This window comes from Pseudomonas sp. UBA7500 (genome assembly GCF_002478435.1).
In the GTDB taxonomy this organism is placed as follows: domain Bacteria; phylum Pseudomonadota; class Gammaproteobacteria; order Pseudomonadales; family Pseudomonadaceae; genus Aquipseudomonas; species Aquipseudomonas palmensis.
In genome coordinates this window covers 63,042-85,441 of the sequence record NZ_DLNW01000036.1, presented here as the reverse complement: position 1 = coordinate 85,441, position 22,400 = coordinate 63,042, and the positions used below count along the sequence as shown (strand labels likewise).

Below are 22,400 nucleotides of genomic sequence, written 5' to 3'. Positions count from 1 at the left end.
GGGAGGTCGTGGATGAACAGGATGTTCAGCCTGTGTGCGGTACTGATGGTGGCGCTGCCGGTAGCAGGTGCAGGCCTTGGGGCCGAGGGGGCAGGGTATGGCGGCGAGTCGCTGTCGTTGAGTTTCCAGGATGTCGAGGTGCGTTCGGTGCTCAAGGTGCTGGCCGACTTCACCGGGGTCAACCTGGTGGCCAGTGATGCAGTACAGGGCAAGGTGACCCTGCGCCTGCACGAGGTGCCCTGGGAACAGGCACTGGACCTGGTGCTGCGCAGCAAGGGCCTGGGTCGGCGTCAGGAGGGCAACGTGCTGCTGGTGGCGCCTTTGGCCGAACTGGCCGGGCACGATACCCAGGCCCGTGCGGCGCAGGCCCCGCCCACGCTGGTGCGCGAACTGCTCACGGTCAGCCATGCGCGGGCCGGGGACATCGTGCAGCTGTTCCAGGCCATGGTCGAGGACGACGACCCCGGCGCGATCACGGTCGACGAGCGCACCAACACCATCATTGCCAGCCAGCCGTCGGCACGCCTGGCCGACCTGCGGCGGCTGCTCGCGCAGCTCGATGTACCGGTTCGCCAGGTGATGATCGAGGCGCGCATCGTCGAGGCCAATGTCGATTACGAAAAAAGCCTGGGGGTGCGCTGGGGCGGGGCGGTGCAACTGGGCGGCGGCCTGCGCGCAGGCGGGTTGGCCGCCGACGGGCTGCCGTTCGTCGACCTGGGGGTGGAACGGGCCACCTCGGGTATCGGCCTGGGGTTGGTGCGCGACAGTGTGCTGCTCGACCTGGAGCTCAGCGCGATGGAAAAGACCGGCAATGGCGAAATCATCTCCCAGCCCAAGGTGGTCACCGCCGACAAGGAAACCGCGCGCATCCTAAAGGGTACCGAGGTGCCGTATCAGGAGTCGGGCGCCAACGGCACCACGTCCACCACCTTTCGCGAGGCCTCGCTGTCGCTGGAGGTGACCCCGCAGATCACGGCCGACAACCGGGTGATCATGACGGTCAAGGTCACCAAGGACGAGCCGGACTACCTCAATGCCCTCAACAGCGTGCCGCCGATCCGCAAGAACGAGGTGAATGCCAAGGTTCAGGTGGGGGATGGCGAGACCATCGTGATCGGTGGGGTGTATGCCACCGTGCAAAGTAATGTTGTCGACAAGGTGCCATTTTTCGGCGATGTGCCGTATGTTGGGCGGCTGTTTCGTCGCGCTGTCATCCAAGAGAAAAAATCCGAGCTGCTGGTCTTCCTGACTCCGCGTATCATGAGTGACCGGGCGATTGCTGTGAGTCGTTGATTCTGTGCGAAATTTGATACTTGTAGGGCCGATGGGTGCCGGTAAGAGCACCATCGGTCGCTTGCTGGCCAAAGAGCTGCGCCTGCCGTTCAAGGATTCCGACAAGGAAATTGAGCTGCGCACGGGCGCCAACATCCCGTGGATCTTCGACAAGGAAGGCGAGCCCGGCTTTCGTGATCGCGAGCAGGCGATGATCGCCGAGCTGTGCGAGGCCGACGGCGTGGTGCTGGCCACCGGCGGCGGCGCGGTGATGCGCGATGCCAACCGTGCGGCGCTGCATGCCGGGGGGCGCGTGATCTACCTGCACGCCTCGGTGGAGCAGCAGGTGGGGCGTACCGCCCGCGACCGCAACCGGCCGCTGCTGCGCACGGCCAACCCGGAGGCCACGCTGCGTGCCTTGCTCGAGTTGCGCGACCCGCTTTATCGGGAAATCGCCGACCTGGTGGTGGAAACCGACGAGCGGCCGCCGCGCATGGTGGTTCTGGATATTCTGGAGCGCTTGCAGAAGTTGCCGCCCCGTTAAGGCTTGACTATCCTCGGCGGCCAGTCATGCCCTGGCAGGGCACTTCGTTATTGCGCGGGTCGGGTCTTCGATGCCGCGCCTTTGTTCTTTGTGGGGACACATGCAGACACTTAAGGTCGAACTGGGCGAACGCAGCTACCCGATCTACATCGGCGAAGGCCTGCTGGATCAGCCTGAACTGCTGGCGCCGCACATTGCCGGCAAGCAGGTCGCCATCGTATCCAACGAGACTGTCGCGCCCCTTTACCTGCAACGCCTCACCCACAGCCTGGGGGCCTATTCGGTACTGCCGGTGGTGCTGCCCGATGGCGAGGCCTTCAAGAACTGGGAAACCCTGCAACTGATCTTCGACGCCCTGCTGACGGCACGCCACGACCGTCGCACCACCGTGATCGCCCTGGGCGGCGGGGTGATCGGCGACATGGCCGGCTTTGCTGCCGCCTGCTACCAGCGCGGCGTGGACTTCATCCAGGTGCCCACCACGCTGCTGTCCCAGGTGGACTCGTCGGTGGGCGGCAAGACCGGCATCAACCACCCGCTGGGCAAGAACATGGTCGGTGCCTTCTATCAGCCCAACGCGGTGCTGATCGATACCGCCAGCCTCAAGAGCCTGCCGCCGCGCGAGCTGTCGGCGGGTCTGGCCGAGGTGATCAAGTACGGCCTGATCTGCGACGAGCCGTTTCTGGGCTGGCTCGAAGACAATGTCGATGCGCTGCGTGCGCTCGACCAGGCTGCACTGACCCGCGCCATCCAGCGCTCCTGCGAGGCCAAGGCGGCCGTGGTGGGGGCTGACGAGCGCGAGTCGGGCGTGCGTGCCACGCTCAATCTCGGTCACACCTTTGGCCACGCCATCGAAACCCACATGGGCTATGGTGTGTGGCTGCACGGTGAAGCCGTGGCGGCTGGCACGGTAATGGCCCTGGAGATGTCCATGCGCCTGGGCTGGATCAGCCAGGCGCAGCGCGACCGCGGCATTCGCCTGTTCCAGCGCGCCGGCCTGCCGGTGGTGCCTCCGGCCGAAATGACCCCGGCCCACTTCATGGAACACATGGCGGTCGATAAAAAGGTGCTCGACGGTCGTCTGCGCCTGGTCCTGCTGCGCCATATGGGCGAAGCCGTGGTGACCGACGACTATCCGCAAGAGATTCTTCAGGCCACGCTGGCGGCGGATTACCGCGCAATCGTGGCCCAGCTTTGAGGTTGACGAGAGTTCGATGACTAGTTTGCATGCCGACGAGGCCTTTCTCGGCCATTACCAGTTGAACCATGACCCCTTCGCTGCGCGGGTGCCTGGCTTCAAGTTCTTCCCTGCCCAGCGCAAGCCGGTGCTGGGCCAGTTGCATCACCTGGCCCGCTACAGCCAGTTGCTGCTGGTGGTCACAGGCCCTCTGGGCAGCGGCAAGACCCTGCTGCGCCAGGCCCTGGTGGCCAGCACCAACAAGCAGTCGGTGCTCAGCGTGGTGGTTTCGGCGCGTGGCGCCGGCGATGCAGCCGGCCTGCTGGCCCAGGTAGCGCAGTCGCTGAACGTGGCCAAGGCGCAAGTCACCGAGATCCTCGCCCAGATCGTGCAGCTGGCGCTGACCGGTCAGGAAGTCTACTTGCTGGTGGACGATGCGGAACAACTTGGCGAGTCGGCACTCCAAGCCTTGCTGGAACTGGCGGCGGGCACACCGGAAGGTCGCCCGCACGTGTTCCTGTTCGGCGAGCCGTCACTGATCGCAGCCCTGGATGAACTCAATGCCGAGCAGGAGCGTTTCCACGTCATCGAGTTGCAGCCCTACACCGAGGACGAAACCCGGGAATACCTGGAGCAGCGTCTGGAAGGTGCCGGGCGTGGCATCGAGGTGTTCACCAGCGAGCAGATCGCCGAGATTCACGAAAACTCGGACGGCTGGCCTGGAGCAATCAACCAGGTGGCCCGCGATACCATGATCGAAGCCATGCTCGCCACCCGCTCGCCGGTGAAGCGACCATCAATGGGGTTCAATATGCCGAAGAAACACGTGCTGGCGTTGTCTGCCGTGGTAGTGGTTGCCGTGGCGGCAGCCGTGCTGATGCCCAAGAAGGGCGACCAGGCGCCGGCCACTGCGCCTGCCGAGCAGGCGCAACTGCCCCTGGGCCAGGGCAAGCCGGGCAATGCCCAGTCGAACAACGGTGGCCCGGCCATCGAGTTCGCCGGTTCTTCGCAGCCGATGCCGCTGCCACTGGTGGGCCAGTCCCAGCCGGTGATGCGCGGCCCGCTGGCCGAGGCGGCCGGCATGGGTGATGGCGAGGAATCCGGCCCGGCTGGCGACACTGCACTGCAACCGCCTACCGTTACCACCACTGCACCGCCCGCCGGTGTCACTGCAGGCCCGGCGCCTACGATGGCCCAGCCGGTTGTACCGGCGCAGCAGCCTGCCGCGCCAGTGGCCAGCAAGCCGGTTGCACCTGCCGCCAAGCCCGCCCCTGCACCCGTGCAGGTGGCCACGGCCAAGCCAGCACCCAAACCTGCAGAAAAACCCGCTGCCAAGCCCGCTGCGGGCGGTAGCTGGTACAGCGGCCAGGCGCCAGGCAACTACGTGGTGCAGATCCTGGGCACCAGTTCCGAGGCATCGGCCCAGGCGTTCGTCAAGGCCGAGGGTGGCGACTATCGCTACTTCAAGAAAACCCTGCAGGGCAAACCCCTGTACGTGATCACCTACGGCAACTTCTCCAGCCGCGATGCAGCCGTCGCTGCAATCAAAACCTTGCCAGCCAAGGTCCAGGCTGGTAAACCTTGGCCTCGTACCGTTGCCAGCGTCCAACAAGAACTGGCTGCGACCCGCTGATACATGGTCGGGTGGCACTACCCCCGCCACCTGCTGAGCGACTCCTGAACCCCGGTCTAGCCTGCTGCGTAACACGCGGCAGGCTTTTCTGTCCCAGACTGCCGGCCACAAGCCCGTGTTGCAGTCCAGGCTGAAACGCTTCAGACTCAAGCAATTCCGTACCACGGATTCTTGTATAAAAACATTCAAAAATGCGACATGGATTTTCACTGATGCGTCAGTAAATTTGTGGGCTTCACTGTCGCTGTGCAACAATGGCATCCGTATTGCCCCCGCAAAGCTGACGTTCGTTCGGCGTGGATGGTAAGTGGTTGTATTAAAAAGAGATTTGCCTTGGTGAGAGGCGAACCTGGTGAGAAAGTGTCTATGAAAACAGGTCTGTACCATCCCGAAGAATTCAAGGATAACTGTGGTTTCGGCCTGATCGCCCATATGACGGGCGAACCCAGCCACCACCTTTTGCAAACGGCTATCCAGGCCCTGACCTGCATGACCCACCGTGGTGGGATCAACGCCGACGGCAAGACCGGCGACGGCTGCGGGCTGCTGATGCAGAAGCCCGATCGGTTCCTGCGGGCCGTGGCCCTGGAACAGTTCGGCAGCGAGCTGCCCCGCCAGTACGCGGTCGGCATGGTGTTCTTCAACCAGGACACCGCCAAGGCCGAAGCCGCACGCGACAACATGAACCGCGAGATCCTCGCTGCCGGCCTGAGCCTGGTGGGCTGGCGCAAGGTGCCGATCGACACCAGCGTGCTCGGTCGCCTGGCGCTGGAGCGCCTGCCGCAGATCGAGCAGGTGTTCGTCGGTGGCGAAGGCCTGAGCGATCAGGAATTCGCGATCAAGCTGTTCAGTGCCCGGCGTCGCTCGTCGGTGGCCAACGCCGCCGATGCCGAACACTACATCTGCAGCTTTTCGCACAAGACCATCATCTACAAAGGCCTGATGATGCCGGCGGACCTCACCGCCTTCTATCCGGACCTGAGCGACGAGCGCCTGCAGACCGCGATCTGCGTGTTCCACCAGCGCTTCTCCACCAATACCCTGCCCAAATGGCCGCTGGCCCAGCCATTTCGCTTCCTCGCCCACAACGGCGAGATCAACACCATCACCGGCAACCGCAACTGGGCCCAGGCGCGGCGTACCAAGTTCGCCAACGACCTGATCCCGGATCTGGAAGAGCTCGGCCCGCTGGTCAACCGCGTGGGCTCCGACTCCTCGTCGATGGACAACATGCTCGAGCTGATGGTCACCGGTGGCATCGACCTGTTCCGTGGCGTGCGCATGCTGGTACCGCCGGCCTGGCAGAACGTCGAGACCATGGACCCCGACCTGCGCGCGTTCTATGAATACAACTCCATGCACATGGAAGCCTGGGACGGCCCGGCGGGCATCGTGCTCACCGAAGGCCGCCATGCCGTGTGCCTGCTCGACCGCAACGGCCTGCGCCCGGCGCGCTGGGTCACCACCAAGAACGGCTATATCACCCTGGCGTCGGAAATCGGCGTGTGGGACTACAAGCCCGAAGACGTCATCGCCAAGGGCCGCGTGGGCCCGGGGCAGATCTTCGCGGTCGACACCGAGACCGGCCAGATCCTCGACACCGATGCGATCGACAACCGCCTCAAGTCGCGCCACCCGTACAAGCGCTGGTTGCGCCAGAATGCCCTGCGCATCCAGGCCGACCTGAGCGACGACCAGGGCGTGGCCAGCTACGACGGCGACCAGCTCAAGCAGTACATGAAGATGTTCCAGGTCACCTTCGAGGAGCGTGACCAGGTGCTGCGCCCCTTGGGTGAGCAGGGCCAGGAAGCCGTGGGCTCGATGGGCGACGACACGCCGATGGCGATCCTGTCGCAACGCGTGCGTTCCACCTACGACTACTTCCGCCAGCAGTTCGCACAGGTCACCAACCCGCCGATCGACCCGCTGCGCGAAGCCATCGTGATGTCGCTGGAGATCTGCCTGGGTGCCGAGCGCAACATCTTCCAGGAATCCCCCGAGCACGCCTCGCGGGTGATTCTCAGCTCGCCCGTGATTTCGCCGGCCAAGTGGCGCTCGCTGATGAACCTCGACCGCCCGGGCTTCGAACGCCAGGTGATCGACCTCAACTACGAGGAAAGCATCGGCCTGGAAGCGGCCGTGCGCAACATCACCGAACAGGCCGAAGAAGCCGTGCGCAGCGGCAAGACCCAGCTGGTGCTGAGCGACCGTCATATCGCACCCGGCAAGCTGCCGGTGCATGCGTCGCTGGCCGTGGGCGCCGTGCACCATCGCCTGACCGAACTGGGCCTGCGCTGCGACAGCAACATCCTGGTCGAGACCGCAACCGCCCGCGATCCACACCACTACGCGGTGCTGATCGGGTTCGGCGCCTCGGCGGTGTACCCGTATCTTGCCTACGAAGTGCTGGCCGACCTGATCCGCACCGGCGAAGTGCTCGGTGACCTGGACGAAGTGTTCAAGTACTACCGCAAGGGCATCTCCAAGGGCCTGCTCAAGATCCTCTCCAAGATGGGCATCTCGACCATCGGTTCCTACCGGGGCGCGCAGCTGTTCGAAGCCGTGGGCCTGTCCGAGGAAGTGGTCAACCTCAGCTTCCGTGGGGTGGCCAGCCGCCTCAAGGGCGCGCGCTTCGTCGACATCGAGAACGAGCAGAAGCTGCTGGCCGCCGAAGCCTGGAGCCCGCGCAAGCCGATCCAGCAGGGCGGCCTGCTCAAGTTCGTGCACGGTGGTGAATACCACGCCTACAACCCGGACGTGGTCAATACCCTGCAAGCCGCCGTGCAGCAGGGCGACTACGCCAAGTTCAAGGAATACACCGCACTGGTCGACAAGCGTCCGGTGTCGATGATCCGCGACCTGCTCAAGGTGAGAACCCTGGAGCAGCCGCTGGACCTGAGCGAAGTCGAGCCACTGGAGGCCATCCTCAAGCGCTTCGACTCGGCGGGTATTTCCCTGGGCGCGCTGTCGCCTGAGGCCCACGAAGCCCTGGCCGAGGCGATGAACCGCCTGGGCGCGCGCTCCAACTCCGGCGAGGGCGGCGAAGACCCGGCCCGCTACGGCACCATCCGCAGTTCCAAGATCAAGCAGGTGGCCACCGGCCGCTTCGGCGTCACTCCCGAATACCTGGTCAACGCCGAAGTGCTGCAGATCAAGGTGGCCCAGGGCGCCAAGCCGGGCGAGGGCGGCCAGCTGCCGGGCGGCAAGGTCAACGGCCTGATCGCCAGGCTGCGCTATGCGGTGCCGGGCGTGACCCTGATCTCGCCACCGCCGCACCATGACATCTACTCGATCGAAGACCTCTCGCAGCTGATCTTCGACCTGAAGCAGGTCAACCCGCAGGCGCTGGTCTCGGTCAAGCTGGTGGCCGAAGCCGGGGTAGGCACCATCGCCGCCGGCGTGGCCAAGGCCTATGCCGACCTGATCACCATCTCCGGCTACGACGGTGGTACCGGCGCCTCGCCGCTGACCTCCATCAAGTATGCCGGTGCACCGTGGGAACTGGGCCTGGCCGAAACCCACCAGACCCTGCGCGGCAACGACCTGCGCGGCAAGGTGCGGGTACAGACCGATGGCGGCCTGAAAACCGGCCTGGACGTGGTCAAGGCCGCGATCCTCGGCGCCGAGAGCTTCGGCTTCGGCACCGCACCGATGATCGCCCTGGGCTGCAAGTACCTGCGCATCTGCCACCTGAACAACTGCGCCACCGGCGTGGCCACGCAGAACGAAAAACTGCGCAAGGACCACTACATCGGCACCGTCGACATGGTGGTCAACTTCTTCACCTACGTGGCCGAGGAAACCCGTGAATGGCTGGCCAGGCTGGGCGTGCGCAGCCTGGGCGAGCTGATCGGGCGTACCGACCTGCTGGAAATGCTCCCCGGTGAAACCGAGAAGCAGAAGCACCTGGACCTCAGCCCGTTGCTGGGCAGCCCGCACGTTCCGGCCGACAAGCCGCAGTTCTGCGAAGTGGACCGCAACCCGCCGTTCGACAAGGGCGTGCTGGCCGAGAAGATGGTGCAGATGGCCCTGCCGGCGATCCGTGACCTGGCCGGCGGCGAATTCGAGCTGGATATCTGCAACTGCGACCGCTCCATCGGCGCGCGGATCTCCGGTGAAATTGCCCGCCTGCACGGCAACCAGGGCATGGCCAAGGCGCCGCTGACCTTCCGCTTCAAGGGCACTGCCGGGCAGAGCTTCGGGGTGTGGAACGCCGGTGGCCTGAACATGTACCTCGAAGGTGATGCCAACGACTATGTCGGCAAGGGCATGACCGGCGGCAAACTGGTGATCGTGCCGCCAGCGGGCAGCCCGTTCGAAACCCAGCACAGCGCCATCGTGGGCAACACCTGTCTGTACGGCGCCACGGGCGGCAAGCTGTTCGCCGCCGGTACCGCGGGTGAGCGCTTCGCGGTGCGCAACTCCGGTGCCCACGCCATCGTCGAGGGCACGGGCGATCACTGCTGTGAATACATGACCGGGGGCTTTGTCTGCGTATTGGGCAAGACCGGTTACAACTTCGGTTCCGGGATGACCGGTGGTTTTGCCTACGTGCTCGACCAGGACAACAGCTTCGTCGACAAGGTCAACCACGAACTGGTGGAGATCCAGCGTATCAGCGGCGAGGCGATGGAGGCATATCGCAGCCACCTGCAGCGCGTGCTGGGTGAATACGTCGAAGAAACCAACAGCGAATGGGGTCGTGAGCTCTGGGAAAACCTGGATGACTACGTGCGTCGCTTCTGGCTGGTCAAGCCGAAGGCGGCCAGCCTGAAGAACCTGCTGTCCAGCACCCGTGCCAACCCGCAGTGATATGCGCCTGAAGAGTTTGATGAGGTTTTGAACATGGCTGAACGTCTGAGTAATGACTTCCAGTTCATCGAGGTCGGGCGCAAGGATCCGAAGAAGAAACTGTTGCGTCAACGCAAGAAAGAGTTCGTGGAAATCTACGAGCCCTTCAAACCCCAGCAGTCGGCCGAACAGGCCCACCGCTGCCTGGGCTGTGGCAACCCGTACTGCGAATGGAAGTGCCCGGTGCACAACTTCATTCCCAACTGGCTCAAGCTGGTGTCGGAGGGCAACATCCTCGCCGCCGCGGAACTGTCGCACCAGACCAACACCCTGCCCGAAGTGTGCGGCCGGGTGTGCCCGCAGGACCGCCTGTGCGAGGGTGCCTGTACCCTCAACGACGGCTTCGGCGCGGTGACCATCGGCTCGGTGGAGAAGTACATCACCGACACCGCCTTCGCCATGGGCTGGCGCCCGGACATGTCCAAGGTGGTGCCCACCGGCAAGCGCGTCGCGGTGATCGGTGCCGGCCCTGCGGGCCTGGGTTGTGCCGACGTGCTGGTGCGCGGCGGGGTAACCCCGGTGGTGTTCGACAAGAACCCCGAGATCGGCGGCCTGCTGACCTTCGGCATCCCCGAGTTCAAGCTGGAAAAGACCGTGCTCAGCAACCGCCGCGAAGTCTTCACCGGCATGGGCATCGAGTTCCGCCTGAACACCGAGGTGGGCAAGGACGTCACCATGGACCAGTTGCTCGAGGAATTCGATGCGGTGTTCATGGGCATGGGCACCTACACCTACATGAAGGGTGGCTTCCCTGGCGAAGACCTGCCGGGTGTGCACGACGCGCTGGATTTTCTGATCGCCAACGTCAACCGCAACCTGGGCTTTGAAAAGTCCCCGCAAGACTTCGTCGACATGAAGGACAAGAAGGTCGTGGTGCTGGGCGGCGGCGACACCGCGATGGACTGCAACCGTACCTCCATCCGCCAGGGCGCCAAGGCCGTGACCTGTGCCTACCGGCGTGACGAAGCGAACATGCCCGGCTCGCGCAAGGAGGTGAAGAACGCCAAGGAGGAGGGCGTGAAGTTCCTCTACAACCGCCAGCCGATCGCGATCGTGGGTGAAGACAAGGTCGAGGGCGTGAAGGTGGTCGAGACCCGTCTCGGTGAGCCGGATGCCCGTGGCCGTCGCAGCCCGGAGCCGATCCCGGGTTCCGAAGAGATCATCCCGGCGGACGCCGTGGTCATCGCCTTCGGTTTCCGCCCCAGCCCTGCGCCGTGGTTCGAGCAGTTCAGCATCCAGACCGACAGCCAGGGCCGTGTGGTGGCGCCGGAGCAGAACCGCTTCAAGCACCAGACCAGCAACCCCAAGGTGTTTGCCGGTGGCGACATGGTGCGCGGTTCGGACCTGGTGGTGACGGCTATCTTCGAGGGGCGCAATGCCGCCGAGGGGATCCTGGACTATCTGGAGGTCTGATCGGGCCTCTTCGCCAGCAAGGCTGGCTCCTGCCAAACCTGTAGGAGCCGGCCTTGCCGGCGAAGCTTTTAACTAAATCTATTGACCTACCACAGGTCGATAGACAAAAGGCACGGTTCATACCGTGCCTTTTACGTTGGTGTCTGAGAAAATGCCCCCACTTTTTTTCCGGATGCCGACATGACTGCCTTGAAGAACGATCGTTTTCTGCGCGCCCTGCTCAAGCAACCCGTAGACGTCACCCCGGTGTGGATGATGCGCCAGGCCGGCCGCTACCTGCCGGAGTACCGCGCCAGCCGCGCCAAGGCCGGTGACTTCATGAGCCTGTGCATGAACCCGCAGTTCGCCTGCGAGGTCACGATGCAGCCGCTGGACCGCTACCCGCTGGACGCCGCGATCCTGTTCTCGGACATCCTGACCATCCCTGATGCCATGGGCCAGGGCCTGTATTTCGAAACCGGCGAAGGCCCGCGCTTCAAGAAAGTCATCAGCACCCTGGCCGACATCGAGGCGCTGCCGATCCCCGACCCGCAAAAGGACCTGGGCTACGTGATGGATGCGGTCAGCACCATCCGCCGCGAGCTCAACGGCCGTGTGCCGCTGATCGGCTTCTCCGGCAGCCCGTGGACCCTGGCCACCTACATGGTCGAAGGCGGCTCGTCCAAGGACTTTCGCAAGACCAAGGCCATGCTCTACGACAACCCGCAGGCCATGCACCTGCTGCTCGACAAGCTCGCGCAGTCGGTGGTCAGCTACCTTAACGGGCAGATCCTGGCCGGCGCACAGGCCGTGCAGATCTTCGACACCTGGGGTGGCAACCTGTCGGCGGCGGCGTACCAGGAGTTCTCCCTGGCCTACATGCGCAAGATCGTCAGCGGCCTGATCCGCGAGCACGAAGGGCGCAAGGTGCCGGTGATCCTGTTCACCAAGAACGGCGGCCTGTGGCTGGAAAGCATTGCTGATGCCGGCGCCGACGCCCTGGGCCTGGACTGGACCTGCGACATCGGTGAGGCGCGCCAGCGCGTGGGCAGCAAGGTGGCCCTGCAGGGCAACATGGACCCGACCGTGCTCTACGCCAAGCCCGAGGCCATCCGCGCCGAAGTCGGGCGTATCCTGGCCAGCTATGGCCACGGTACCGGCCACGTGTTCAACCTGGGCCATGGCATCACCCCGGAAGTCGATCCGGAACATGCCGGTGCCTTCATCCACGCCGTGCACGAACTGTCGGCGCAGTACCACCAGTAACGGGCAACTGCCTGGCGGGTGCCGCGTATCGCGGCCCCGCCACTGACTTTTCACGCTCCCCCGCCGATCCGTCCTACTGCCCGTCCAAGCCCCCTCCCTTACCATTCCGACCTCGATGCACAGCCGTGCCATTCAAGGAAGGAACCCGTGCCCAAGGATACCCGCGCAGTACAGCATCCCTGCTGGCGGCAACCTGCCAACGGCTTGCCGAGCACGTTGACAACCAGCAACTGACGCGTCAGGGCATCCGCCTGGCGTTGCTGTGTCCGGCGATCCTGATGTGCGCCGTGCTGGCCATCTTCGCGTTCCTGCTGGGTGTCGTGATCCCTGATGTCGTGCAGATATTCGCCCATCACCAGCAAGCGTTGCCGGCCACGATCCGCGTTTCGATGGCGCTGAACGAGAGCGGGCAGCGCTTCGCGCTTCCGTTTGCCGGTGTGCTGTTCGCCGCCGGCGTGTTCGCACGGCTCGCGTTGCATGCACTGCGGCGTCGCCTGAGGTGGCACGGTTTGCTGTCGGACGTAAGGGTTGAACGAGCCCTGGGCCTGTTTGAGCCATTGATGCTGGCGATGACGGGCGGTGTGATGCTGTTCATCGGGCTGGCCATCCTTATGCCGATTCTGAGCCTCACCGCGTTGCTGGCCTGATCGGGTTTCCCACCATCGCGCATTAAGCTTCAGTTCAGGCGTGGGGATTAACCTGAGCGCATCCCCACTTGAAACGGAATGCCCACCATGAAAACTCGTTACCTGGCTCTGCTGCTTGCCTCGCTGTTCACCACTGGCGCGATGGCCGCCGGCTACACCGGCCCTGGCGCCCAGCCGGTCACCACGGTCGCGGCAGCCAACGACGCCGCCGACGACACTCCGGTGGTACTGCAGGGCTTTGTGGTCAAGAAGCTCAACAACGACGACAAGTACGAATTCAAGGATGCCAGCGGCACCATCACCGTCGAGATCGACAACGAAGACTTGCCGGCGGTGGCCTTCAACGACAAGACCAAGGTCAAGCTGACCGGTGAGGTCGAGAAGAACCTGATGTCCCGCGAGATCGATGTCGACCTGGTCGAAATCATCAACTGAACAGCTTCGCCGGCAAGGCCGGCTCCTACAGAGATCTGCGTAGGAGCTGGCCTTGCCGGCGAAGGGGCCCGTCAGGGTTTCACATTCCCCGGCAGCGCCGGCAGCTTGCTCAGGTGCAACGCCACCAGCAGTGCGATCACCAGCAGGCTGCCGATGAACAGCCCGATGCCGTTCCACCCACCGTAATGCCAGAACACCCCGCCTGCCGTGCCCGCCACGCTCGACCCCGCGTAATAGCTGAACAGATACAGCGAAGAGGCCTGCCCTTTGGCCGTGAGCGCACGCCGGCCGATCCAGCTGCTGGCCACCGAATGCGCGCCAAAGAAGCCGAAGGTGAACACCAGCATGCCGACGATCACCAGCACCAGGGGCGAGAACAGCGTCAGCAGCAACCCACCGAACATCAGCAGGATGCTCATCCAGAACACCTTGCGCCGCCCCAGCTTGTCCGACAGTGCGCCGATCTGCGCCGAGCTGTAGATGCCTGCCAGGTACACCACCGACAGCAGCCCCACCAGCGCCTGACTCATGTGGTACGGCTCGGCGAGCAGCCGGTAGCCGATGTAGTTGAACAGCGTGACGAAGGCGCCCATCAGCAGGAACGCTTCCAGAAACAGCCACGGCAGCCCGGCGTCGCGAAAGTGCTGGGTGAAGCCGTTCAGCAGGCTGCGCGGGTTCATCGAGCGTGCACTGAAGTTGCGCGACTCGGGCAGGATCCTCCAGAACACTGCCGCCGCGACCAGTGCCAGGCCGCCGATCACCAGCATCGCGGTGTGCCAGCTGACGAAGTCGATCAGTACCCCGGTGATCAGGCGCCCGCTCATGCCGCCGATGGCGTTGCCGCCGATGTACAGCCCCATGGCCAGGCCGATGTGCTGCGGATGAATCTCTTCGCTCAGGTAGGTCATGGCCACCGCCGCCAGCCCGCTCAGCGACAGGCCCACCAGGGCACGCATGGCCAGCACGCCGTGCCAGCTGGGCATCAATGCGCTGGCGATGGTGCACAGCGCGGCGCAGAACAGGGCGAACACCATCACCGGCTTGCGCCCGACGCGGTCGGAAATCGGCCCGGTCACCAGCAGCCCGAACGCCAGCAGGCCGGTCGACACCGACAGCACCAGGCTGCTCTGGGCGGCATTGATGGAGAACTCGTGGGACAGCAGCGGCATCATCGGCTGCACGCAGTACAGCAGGGCGAAGGTGGCAAAGCCGCCACAGAACAATGCCAGCACCGTGCGCATGAACGCAGGGGTGCCTTTCTCGATCCAGCTTTCGTTCAGGGGGGCGGCGGTGTTCGCCGGGGCAGGGGGCAGCTCATGGGCAACAGCAGTTTTCACGGGGACCTCGAAAGGGGCACGGCCTCGCAGGCAGTGAAAAAAGCATATAGCTGGCTATTGATCTTTTCCAATATATTGTTCGACCTGTTTAAGAGGTTTTACGACCTATTGGAGTTGCCATGGAACTGCGCCACCTTCGCTACTTCATCGCCGTGGCCGAAGAGCTGCATTTTGGCCGTGCCGCACAACAACTGGGCATCTCTCAACCGCCGCTGAGCCAGCAGATCCAGGCCCTGGAGCAGGAGTTGGGTGCACGCCTGTTCGAGCGTACCAACCGACGGGTGGCGCTCAGCGAAGCCGGCCGGCTGTTTCTCGACGAGGCGCGCCAGGTGCTGGCGCAGGTCGACAAGGCCGCCGACGTGGCGCGGCGTGCCCAGCTCGGCGAGCTGGGTGAGATGAAGATCGGCTTCACCTCCTCGGCGCCGTTCAACTCCAGCATCCCCAAGGCCATCAATGCGTTTCGCCAGCGCTTCCCGGCGGTGCACCTGAACCTCAAGGAAATGAGCAGCCGCGACGTGGTGGATGCCTTGCTCGACGAGTCCATCGAGGTCGGCCTGATGCGCCCGATGAGCGTGCCCGATGGCGTGGTGATCACCGAACTGTTCCGCGAGCCGCTGGTGGCGGTGCTCAATGCCGCGCACCCGCTGGCCCAGGGCAACGAGCAGGGCCTGCCGCTGGCGGCCCTGGCCCAGGAGCCGTTCGTGTTCTTCCCGCGCAGCTACGGCAGCGGCCTGCACGCGCAGTTGCTCAGCCTGGCGCGCTCGGCCGGCTTCAGCCCGCACTTTGCCCAGGAGGCAGGCGAGGCCATGACCATCATCGGCCTGGTATCGGCGGGGCTTGGGGTGTCGGTGCTGCCGGCGTCGTTCAAGCGCATGCGCATCGACGGGGTGGTGTACCGCACCTTGCTCGACGCCGACGCGGTGACAGCGGTATGGCTGGCGCAGCGGCGCGAGGACGTGTCGGCGATGGCCCGGGCGTTCACCGAACTGTTGATCCGCCAGGCCCAGACGCAGGGCTGAAAGGCACTGGCTAAACCGGCGCAACCCTCACATACTCGGTAGTTCCTTTCACATGGAGGTCTGTTCATGCGGCGCGTGGTGTTCAATCAGAAAGGTGGCGTGGGCAAGTCGAGCATTGCCTGCAACCTGGCGGCCGTCAGTGCCAATGAAGGCTATCGAACCCTGTTGATCGACCTGGACGCCCAGGCCAACTCGACCCAGTACCTCACCGGCCTGACCGGCGAGGACATTCCCATGGGCATTGCCGACTTCTTCAAGCAGACCCTGTCCTCGGGGCCGTTCGCCAAGAAGAACAAGGTCGACATCTATGAAACCCCGTTCGACAACCTGCATGTGGTGACCGCCACGGCAGAGCTGGCCGACCTGCAGCCCAAGCTCGAGGCCAAGCACAAGATCAACAAACTGCGAAAACTGCTGGACGAGCTGTCCGACGATTACGACCGCATTTACCTGGACACCCCGCCTGCGCTGAACTTCTATGCGGTTTCAGCGTTGATCGCCGCCGATCGCGTATTGATCCCCTTCGACTGCGACAGCTTCTCGCGTCAGGCGCTGTACGGCCTGCTGGCCGAGATCGAAGAGCTCAAGGAAGACCACAACGAGGGCCTGGAAGTCGAGGGCATCGTGGTCAACCAGTTCCAGGCGCGCGCCAGCCTGCCGCAGCAGATGCTCGACGAACTGATTGCCGAAGGCTTGCCGGTGCTGCCGGTGTATCTCAACAGCTCGGTGAAGATGCGCGAGTCCCACCAGGCCAGCCTGCCGCTGATTCACCTGGAACCGCGGCACAAGCTGACCCAGCAGTTCGTCGAACTGCATACGTTGCTGGAAAACGCCTAGACCCCTTGGCTGCGCAGCCATTCCAGCAGTTGCTGGAGTGGGAAGGCGCCGCTCTGGCGCGCCACTTCGCGGCCGTTCTTGAACAGGATCAGGCTGGGAATGGAGCGTATGCCCAGCTGCCCGGCCAGTTGCTGATTGGCTTCGCTGTCGAGCTTGGCCAGGCGGCAGCGTCCGGCCAGTTGGCCGGCGGCCTGTTCGAAGACCGGGCCGAACGCCTTGCAGGGCCCGCACCAGTCGGCCCACACATCGATCAGCAATGGCAGGTCGCCCTTGATCTGGCTGGCGTAGTCGCCCTGTTTCAATTCGAATGGCTTGTGCAACAGCACTTCACCCTTGCAGCGCCCGCACTTGGGCGCGTCCCTCAGGCGTGCGGCGGGGATGCGGTTGAGGCCGTTGCAGTGGGGGCAGGGGATGTGGAGGGGGTCGGTCATGGTGGGAGTCCGGATGCGTCAGGTGATGTTGGGTATCTGGAGGTGATGAGGATGGATTGCAAGATGCCATAGCCTGCCAGATAAGCCAGCGATGCTGGCGAAGAGGCTGTAATGGTTTAGCATGCGGCCTTTCTGAACAGGCCAGGGACAGACCGATGGATTGCCAGCATTCACCGCACATTCGTGTATTCGTCGACAGAAAGAAGAACGGCGAGCCGGTGTTCGAAAGCGTGCCGGTGCGCGAAGTGGGCGAACATACCTATGAACTGCTGTCGTCGCCGGGGCTGGCGCTGAACATGGCGCGCGGCGACATCATCTGCACGGCCATCCCCGATCAGCATGTCGAGGTGGTGCGCCGGGGTGGCAATTTTTGCATCCATGTCTACGCCGACGATCTGCCCCAGGATGCCGTCGACACGCTGGAAAGCGAGGTGCAGACGTTGCTGGGCGGCACGCTGGATGGTCGCTACAAAGGCAACCTGACGCTGGCAGTGCCGGCGAGCAATGGGTTCGAGGCGATTCGCCCGGTGTTCGACCGGTTTCGGGAGGCGACGGGGGTGCAGTGGTATTACGCCAACATCTACCAGAACCTCGATGACGACGAGGATGAGACGTTGCTGAACTGGTGGGTCGACAACTGAAGCTGCGAGCGCTGCGCGCTCTATCGCGGGTCAAGCCCGCTCCCACAAGAACACCGCAGTACCTGTGGGAGCGGGCTTGACCCGCGAAGCAGGCGCTGCGATCTCAGGATGAACAACTGATCTCCAGATGCTTGCCCCACTCGGGCGGGCGTTCGGCATAGGCCTGCATCCCCGGCTGTTCCTCGAACGGCCGTGTCAGCACCTGGTGCAGGCGTCGCACTTCCTCGTAATTCCCGCCTTCAGCCGCCTCGATGGCACGCTGCGCCAGGTAGTTGCGCAGAATGTACAGCGGGTTCACCGCGTGCATCCGCGCGCGCCGGCCTTCGGCATTGCCCGGCTCCTGGTCCAGGCGCGCCAGGTACTCCACCGCCCAGGCATCGAACCCGGCCAGGTCGACGAAATCGTCGCGCACCACCCGCACGGCCTGCGCCGCCGGCTGATCACCCAGCTTGCGGAAGAACAGCGTGTAGTCCACAGCGCCCTTGTTCATCAGCCCCAGCAAGCGCTCGACCAGCGCCGAATCGTCATCGCGCGCCTCGGTCAGCCCCAGGCGTCGACGCATCAGGTCCAGGTAATGGGCCTGGTACAACGGCAGGAACAGCCCCAGCGTTTCCTTCAGCGCCTCGACGCTGATGAACGGGGTCAGCGCCTGGGCCAGCGCGCTCAGGTTCCAGTGTGCGATCGGCACCTGGTTGCTGAAGCTGTAGCGCCCCTGGTCGTCGGAATGGTTGCAGATGAAGCCGGCATCGAAGTCGTCGAGGAAGGCAAACGGCCCGAAGTCGAAGGTGATGCCCAGGATCGACATGTTGTCGGTGTTCATCACCCCGTGGCAGAAACCATAGGCCTGCCAGCGCGCAATCAGCTCGGCATTGCGTTCGACGATGGTACGGAACATCGCCAGGTACGGCTCGGGCTGCTCGCGGCACTCGGCAAAGTGCAGGTTGAGCACGTGCTCGGCCAGCTCGCGCTGCTGCTCGGGTTGGCGGGTGTAGTAGAAGTATTCGAAGTGGCCAAAGCGCACATGGCTGGGCGCCAGGCGCAGCACCATCGCCGCGCGCTCCTGGGTTTCGCGCCACACCGGCGTGCTCGAGCCGATCACGCACAGCGCGCGGCTGCTGGGGATGCCCAGCGCGTGCAGGGCCTCGGAGGCGAGGAACTCGCGGATCGACGAGCGCAGCACCGCACGGCCATCGCCCATGCGTGAATACGGCGTCTGCCCGGCACCCTTGAGGTGCAGGTCCCAGTGCTCGCCGGCATCGTTGTACACCTCGCCCAGCAACAGCCCGCGACCGTCACCCAGGCGCGGGTTGTACGAACCGAACTGATGCCCCGAATACACCATCGCCCGCGGCTCGGCCTCGGCCCACAGCTTGTGTCCGCTGAACAGCTCGGCGAACACCGGGGAATGCGCCTCGGTAGGGTCCAGGTCGAGCAGTGCCATGGCCGCGTCGCTGGCCACGACCAGGCGCGGCTCGGCAATCGGCTCGGGCAGCACGTGGGTGGAGAACGCATCGCCCAGGCGGGCGAAGCGGTTGTCGAAGGTCAGTTCGTCGAGGGATTTCAACGGCCATCTCCTGGCGCATCGGTGGGGGGCTCGGGCAGCACGGTCTTGTTCGGCGCTTCGACCGGTACCATCTTGTACTCCTGGCCCTGCATGTTCTTCAGGTACACCTCCATCTGGCGGAACGAGATGTTGATGTGCTGGCGCTTGAATTCCTTGTTGATGTAGCGGTTGATCTCGTCGAGTACCGGGTTGCGGTCGCCCAGGTCACGCACGTGCATGCGCAGTTCGTGGTCCAGGGTACTCTCGCCGAAGTTCAGGAAGTACACGATCGGTGCTGGTTCCTTGAGCACCCGCGGGTTCTCGTTGGCTGCCTGCAGCAGCAGGGTGCGTACCAGGTCCAGGTCCGAGCCGTAGTCCACGCCCAGCTTGAGGGTGACGCGGGTGATGGTGTCGGTCAGCGACCAGTTGATCAACTGGCCGGTGATGAAGGTCTTGTTGGGGACGATGATGTCCTTGCGGTCGAAGTCGGTGATGGTGGTGGCGCGGATGCGGATCTTGCTCACCGTGCCCGACAGGTTGCCGATGGTGATGGTGTCGCCGATGCGCACCGGGCGCTCGAACAGGATCATGATGCCGGAGATGAAGTTGGCGAAGATCTCCTGCATGCCGAAGCCCAGGCCCACCGACAGCGCCGCCACCAGCCATTGCAGCTTGTCCCAGCTGACGCCGAGGGTCGACAGCGTGGTGACGAAGCCCACCCCGGCAATCACGTACGACAGCAACGTGGTGGTCGCATACGCGCTGCCCTGGGCCAGGTTCAGGCGTGACAGCACAAGCACCTCGAGCAGCCCCGGCAGGTTGCCGGCCAGGGCGAAGGTGATGCCGATGATCACCAGTGCCCCGAGCAGGTCGCCCAGGCTGATCGGCACCATGCTCATGGCCGCGCCGCTGCCGCTGGTGTACTCGTACAGGGTGATGTTGTCGAGATAGGCGAACACGCTGATCAGGTCGGCCCACACCCAGTACAGCGCGGCGATGAAGCCGCCCAGCAGGGCCAGGCGGATCAGGCGCAGCGACTGCTGGTTGACCTGCTCGATGTCCAGGGTCGGCTCCTCGACGATCACCTCGCCATCGAGCCCTTCCTTGGTGGCCTGGCGCTTGCTCAGTGCGCGCTGGTAGGCCAGGCGCCGGGCGGCCACGGCCAGGCCGCGCACGAAGGCTGCCTCGATCACCAGCCAGAACATCAGCAGGTACAGGGTGTCGATCAGGCGGTCGGTGAGCTTGAGTGCGGTGTAGTAGTAGCCAAAGCACACGGCAATGAACAGCGCCACCGGAAGCGCCGTGAACGCCACGCCCACGGCCTTGCGAAACAGCGAGGTATTGCGGTGCGCGGGGCTGCTCAGCAGCAGGCGGCTGAGCAGCCAGGCCATCAGTGCGTAACAGGTCAGTACCACACCGATGCCGAGCACGTCGTCGGCCAGCGCCGAGGGCTGGTGCTCGGCCACCGCCACCACGCCGACCAGCGCCAGTACCACGCTGCCCAGGCGGCGGATCCAGCCGCGCAAGAACTCGACCTGGGCCTTCTCCCAGCGAAAGTGCAGCTCGGCCACGCCGCCGGGCGCCAGAATCCGGTAGGCGGTGTAGAACACCAGCCAGGCCTGGGCGATCTGCCACAGCGCGGCGCCCAGGTTGGCGTTCTGGCCGCGGGCGTCGATCTGCAGCGCATAGCCGCACAGCGCCAGGCCCAGGCTCAGCGGCATCGCCAGCAGGATATTGATCAGAATGGCCTGGGGCGTGTGCCACTGGCTGTCACGCTTGAAGTGGCCCACATCCTGGTGAACCTTGTTCAGCCGCGCATACAGGTACTTGCGCCGCCACAGCAGGGCGCCGATCAGCAACAGCAGCGGCAGGAACAGCAGCGGGCGCTGCGTCAGGCCGTCGGCCAGTTCGTTGATGCCCGACCCCCACGGCAGGCTCACCACCTGCTTTTGCAGGCGTTCGGGCACGCTGCGCAGCCATTCGAAGTCCAGCGGCTTGTTGCTGGGGATCCAGAACATCTGTTCGTCGAGGGTGCCGCGCAGGTTCTGTGCGGTGCTCAGCAGCTGCTTCTGGTTCAGTTGCAGGGTGATGGATTCGTTGAGCAGGGCGCTCAGCTCGCGGTTGAGCCGCTCCAGCAAATCGCTGCGGGTGATCGCCACCTCCAGCAGGGCCTTGCGCAACTGTGGGGTGACGCTGTCGGGCGGCTGGGTGGCCAGCAGCTTGTCGACGTAGCTGCTGGGGCTGCTGATCTGCTCGCGCTGCTGGTTGACCTCGAACTGGTACAGGCGAATGTCGGCGATCTGGTCGGCCAGGTCGCGATCGACCTTCAGGTGCGGCAGGGCCTGCTTCTGCTTGTAGAGGATCTTGGACAGCAACAGGCTGCCCTTGAGCACGCTGATCTGTTCGTCCAGTGCCTGGTCGGCCTGGGTCAGGCTGTCGAGCTGCTGCTTGGTCTGCAGGTTCTGCTGGGTCAGCTCGTTGAGGCGGTCGGTGCTGCGCAGCAGGTAGTCGGACAGCTTCAGGTTGGTGGCGCTTTCGGTGGCCAGCACGCTGCTGCCGCCGGCCTTCTGTGCCTCGATGGACTGTTCGGTGACGGTCTGCTGCGACTGCGCCAGGCGCTTCTGGTTGATCAGCGTCTGCAGGTCCTGGATCTCCTGCTCAAGGCGTGTGGCGCGCTCGATCAGCAGGTCGTGCTGGCTGTTGCCCAGGTCTTGCAGCAGGCTGTTGCCGGCCAGTTCCTGGCGGCGCAGCAGGGTCAGCGCGTTGAGCGAGGCGAGTTCGGCATTGAGCTGGTTGCGCTGGTCGGCCGAGAGGCTCTTGCCGTTGTCCTTGCCCAGCTTGAGGATGCTGTTGATCTGCTGGGTGCGGGTCTGGTTGCTGCTGATCTCGGCCTGGGCGCGCTCGGGGCGGGTCTGGGAGTTGATGATCAGGCTGTTGGCTTCGGACAGCGCCTTCTGCAGCTCGCCCTGCTGGGTGGTGCGCTCGGACAGCAACTGCTCCAGCTGCGGCACGCCCATGCTGGCGTAGCGCTGCGCCACGGGCAGGGTCTTGGTGTCCTTGAGCCGGGTCAGCTCGCGCTGGTTTTCGCTGGTCTGGCGCGGGGCGTCGGCCAGTTGCTGCTTGAGCGCGGCCAGGCGCTTGTCGTAGTCGTCGCGCGAGGCCAGCAGGCCAAGGGTCTGCTCCAGCACTTGCTGCAGGGCCTTCTGGTCGGCCTCCGGCAGCTTGCGCTCGGCGATCTTGTCCAGGCTGTGCTGGACGCTTGCCGTGGTGGGGGGTTCCGCCGCCTGGGCGAAGGAGAGGGACAGGCACAGCCCGAGCAGGGCTGCGCTAACAACAGTGCGCAGGGACATAGGCAGACGTCGTAGAACCGGGCAG

At 64.4% G+C, this 22,400-nt stretch carries 16 protein-coding genes; 12 read left to right on the top strand and 4 right to left on the bottom strand.

Features of this window, described 5'->3' with window-relative positions:
* Window positions 1–21 precede the first annotated feature (21 nt).
* From B4I46_RS16290 to B4I46_RS16250, 9 genes are all read left to right on the top strand, one after another.
* On the top strand, window positions 22–1,293 hold the full coding sequence (locus B4I46_RS16290; RefSeq protein ID WP_196932067.1) for a type IV pilus secretin PilQ: 1,272 nt from the start codon (window positions 22–24) through the stop codon (window positions 1,291–1,293).
* Window positions 1,294–1,297: 4 nt separating this feature from the next.
* Window positions 1,298–1,816 (top strand): shikimate kinase AroK, encoded by a 519-nt coding sequence (gene aroK, locus B4I46_RS16285; RefSeq protein ID WP_043859939.1) that lies wholly within the window; start codon window positions 1,298–1,300, stop codon window positions 1,814–1,816.
* Window positions 1,817–1,916: 100 nt separating this feature from the next.
* Window positions 1,917–3,014 (top strand): 3-dehydroquinate synthase, encoded by a 1,098-nt coding sequence (aroB, locus tag B4I46_RS16280; RefSeq protein WP_043859938.1) that lies wholly within the window; start codon window positions 1,917–1,919, stop codon window positions 3,012–3,014.
* Between the two features lie 16 nt (window positions 3,015–3,030).
* Window positions 3,031–4,626 (top strand): AAA family ATPase, encoded by a 1,596-nt coding sequence (locus B4I46_RS16275; RefSeq protein ID WP_043859937.1) that lies wholly within the window; start codon window positions 3,031–3,033, stop codon window positions 4,624–4,626.
* 366 nt (window positions 4,627–4,992) lie between these two features.
* The gene (gene gltB / locus B4I46_RS16270) at window positions 4,993–9,438 is read left to right on the top strand and encodes a glutamate synthase large subunit (protein ID WP_286900979.1); all 4,446 of its coding nucleotides are present in this window, start codon (window positions 4,993–4,995) and stop codon (window positions 9,436–9,438) included.
* 33 nt (window positions 9,439–9,471) lie between these two features.
* Complete coding sequence (locus B4I46_RS16265; protein ID WP_043859935.1) at window positions 9,472–10,890, top strand: FAD-dependent oxidoreductase; 1,419 nt, start codon at window positions 9,472–9,474, stop codon at window positions 10,888–10,890.
* Window positions 10,891–11,070: 180 nt separating this feature from the next.
* Complete coding sequence (hemE, locus tag B4I46_RS16260; protein ID WP_043859934.1) at window positions 11,071–12,135, top strand: uroporphyrinogen decarboxylase; 1,065 nt, start codon at window positions 11,071–11,073, stop codon at window positions 12,133–12,135.
* A 125-nt stretch (window positions 12,136–12,260) separates the two neighbouring features.
* Window positions 12,261–12,782 carry a type II secretion system F family protein gene (locus tag B4I46_RS16255; protein ID WP_286900977.1) on the top strand — a complete coding sequence of 174 codons (522 nt, stop codon included), beginning with the start codon at window positions 12,261–12,263 and terminating at the stop codon, window positions 12,780–12,782.
* 87 nt (window positions 12,783–12,869) lie between these two features.
* Window positions 12,870–13,217, top strand: coding sequence for a YgiW/YdeI family stress tolerance OB fold protein (locus B4I46_RS16250; protein WP_210015413.1), 348 nt, complete (start codon window positions 12,870–12,872; stop codon window positions 13,215–13,217).
* A gap of 71 nt (window positions 13,218–13,288) precedes the next feature.
* Here the strand turns inward: B4I46_RS16250 and B4I46_RS16245 are convergent, their stop codons facing one another.
* Complete coding sequence (locus tag B4I46_RS16245) at window positions 13,289–14,530, bottom strand: MFS transporter (RefSeq protein WP_414708945.1); 1,242 nt, start codon at window positions 14,528–14,530, stop codon at window positions 13,289–13,291.
* Between the two features lie 143 nt (window positions 14,531–14,673).
* Between B4I46_RS16245 and B4I46_RS16240 the strand changes: the two genes are divergently transcribed.
* Together B4I46_RS16240 and B4I46_RS16235 are read left to right on the top strand one after the other, a co-directional pair.
* Entirely contained in the window at window positions 14,674–15,573 is a 900-nt protein-coding gene (locus tag B4I46_RS16240; protein WP_054915554.1) for a LysR family transcriptional regulator, read from the top strand.
* 66 nt (window positions 15,574–15,639) lie between these two features.
* On the top strand, window positions 15,640–16,410 hold the full coding sequence (locus B4I46_RS16235) for a ParA family protein (protein ID WP_043859929.1): 771 nt from the start codon (window positions 15,640–15,642) through the stop codon (window positions 16,408–16,410).
* Here B4I46_RS16235 and trxC read toward each other — a convergent pair.
* Window positions 16,407–16,841 (bottom strand): thioredoxin TrxC, encoded by a 435-nt coding sequence (trxC, locus tag B4I46_RS16230; protein WP_054915555.1) that lies wholly within the window; start codon window positions 16,839–16,841, stop codon window positions 16,407–16,409. The genes B4I46_RS16235 and trxC overlap by 4 nt on opposite strands.
* 155 nt (window positions 16,842–16,996) lie before the next feature.
* Between trxC and B4I46_RS16225 the strand changes: the two genes are divergently transcribed.
* Entirely contained in the window at window positions 16,997–17,482 is a 486-nt protein-coding gene (locus tag B4I46_RS16225; RefSeq protein ID WP_058541795.1) for a DUF4265 domain-containing protein, read from the top strand.
* Between the two features lie 103 nt (window positions 17,483–17,585).
* Here the strand turns inward: B4I46_RS16225 and selO are convergent, their stop codons facing one another.
* Together selO and mscK are read right to left on the bottom strand one after the other, a co-directional pair.
* Window positions 17,586–19,046 (bottom strand): protein adenylyltransferase SelO, encoded by a 1,461-nt coding sequence (gene selO, locus B4I46_RS16220; RefSeq protein WP_286900975.1) that lies wholly within the window; start codon window positions 19,044–19,046, stop codon window positions 17,586–17,588.
* Window positions 19,043–22,375, bottom strand: coding sequence for a mechanosensitive channel MscK (mscK, locus tag B4I46_RS16215; protein ID WP_282362382.1), 3,333 nt, complete (start codon window positions 22,373–22,375; stop codon window positions 19,043–19,045). Before mscK ends, selO begins: the two co-directional genes overlap by 4 nt.
* Window positions 22,376–22,400: the final 25 nt, after the last annotated feature.

Bases quoted from the DNA above. Each gene is read 5' to 3' on its own strand.
- mscK (WP_282362382.1), bottom strand. From the start codon at position 22,375: ATGTCCCTGCGCACTGTTGTTAGCGCAGCCCTGCTCGGGCTGTGCCTG.
- B4I46_RS16250 (WP_210015413.1), top strand. From the start codon at position 12,870: ATGAAAACTCGTTACCTGGCTCTGCTGCTTGCCTCGCTGTTCACCACT.
- aroB (WP_043859938.1), top strand. From the start codon at position 1,917: ATGCAGACACTTAAGGTCGAACTGGGCGAACGCAGCTACCCGATCTAC.
- B4I46_RS16235 (WP_043859929.1), top strand. From the start codon at position 15,640: ATGCGGCGCGTGGTGTTCAATCAGAAAGGTGGCGTGGGCAAGTCGAGC.
- hemE (WP_043859934.1), top strand. From the start codon at position 11,071: ATGACTGCCTTGAAGAACGATCGTTTTCTGCGCGCCCTGCTCAAGCAA.
- trxC (WP_054915555.1), bottom strand. From the start codon at position 16,841: ATGACCGACCCCCTCCACATCCCCTGCCCCCACTGCAACGGCCTCAAC.
- B4I46_RS16275 (WP_043859937.1), top strand. From the start codon at position 3,031: ATGACTAGTTTGCATGCCGACGAGGCCTTTCTCGGCCATTACCAGTTG.
- gltB (WP_286900979.1), top strand. From the start codon at position 4,993: ATGAAAACAGGTCTGTACCATCCCGAAGAATTCAAGGATAACTGTGGT.
- B4I46_RS16265 (WP_043859935.1), top strand. From the start codon at position 9,472: ATGGCTGAACGTCTGAGTAATGACTTCCAGTTCATCGAGGTCGGGCGC.
- B4I46_RS16290 (WP_196932067.1), top strand. From the start codon at position 22: ATGTTCAGCCTGTGTGCGGTACTGATGGTGGCGCTGCCGGTAGCAGGT.
- B4I46_RS16240 (WP_054915554.1), top strand. From the start codon at position 14,674: ATGGAACTGCGCCACCTTCGCTACTTCATCGCCGTGGCCGAAGAGCTG.
- B4I46_RS16225 (WP_058541795.1), top strand. From the start codon at position 16,997: ATGGATTGCCAGCATTCACCGCACATTCGTGTATTCGTCGACAGAAAG.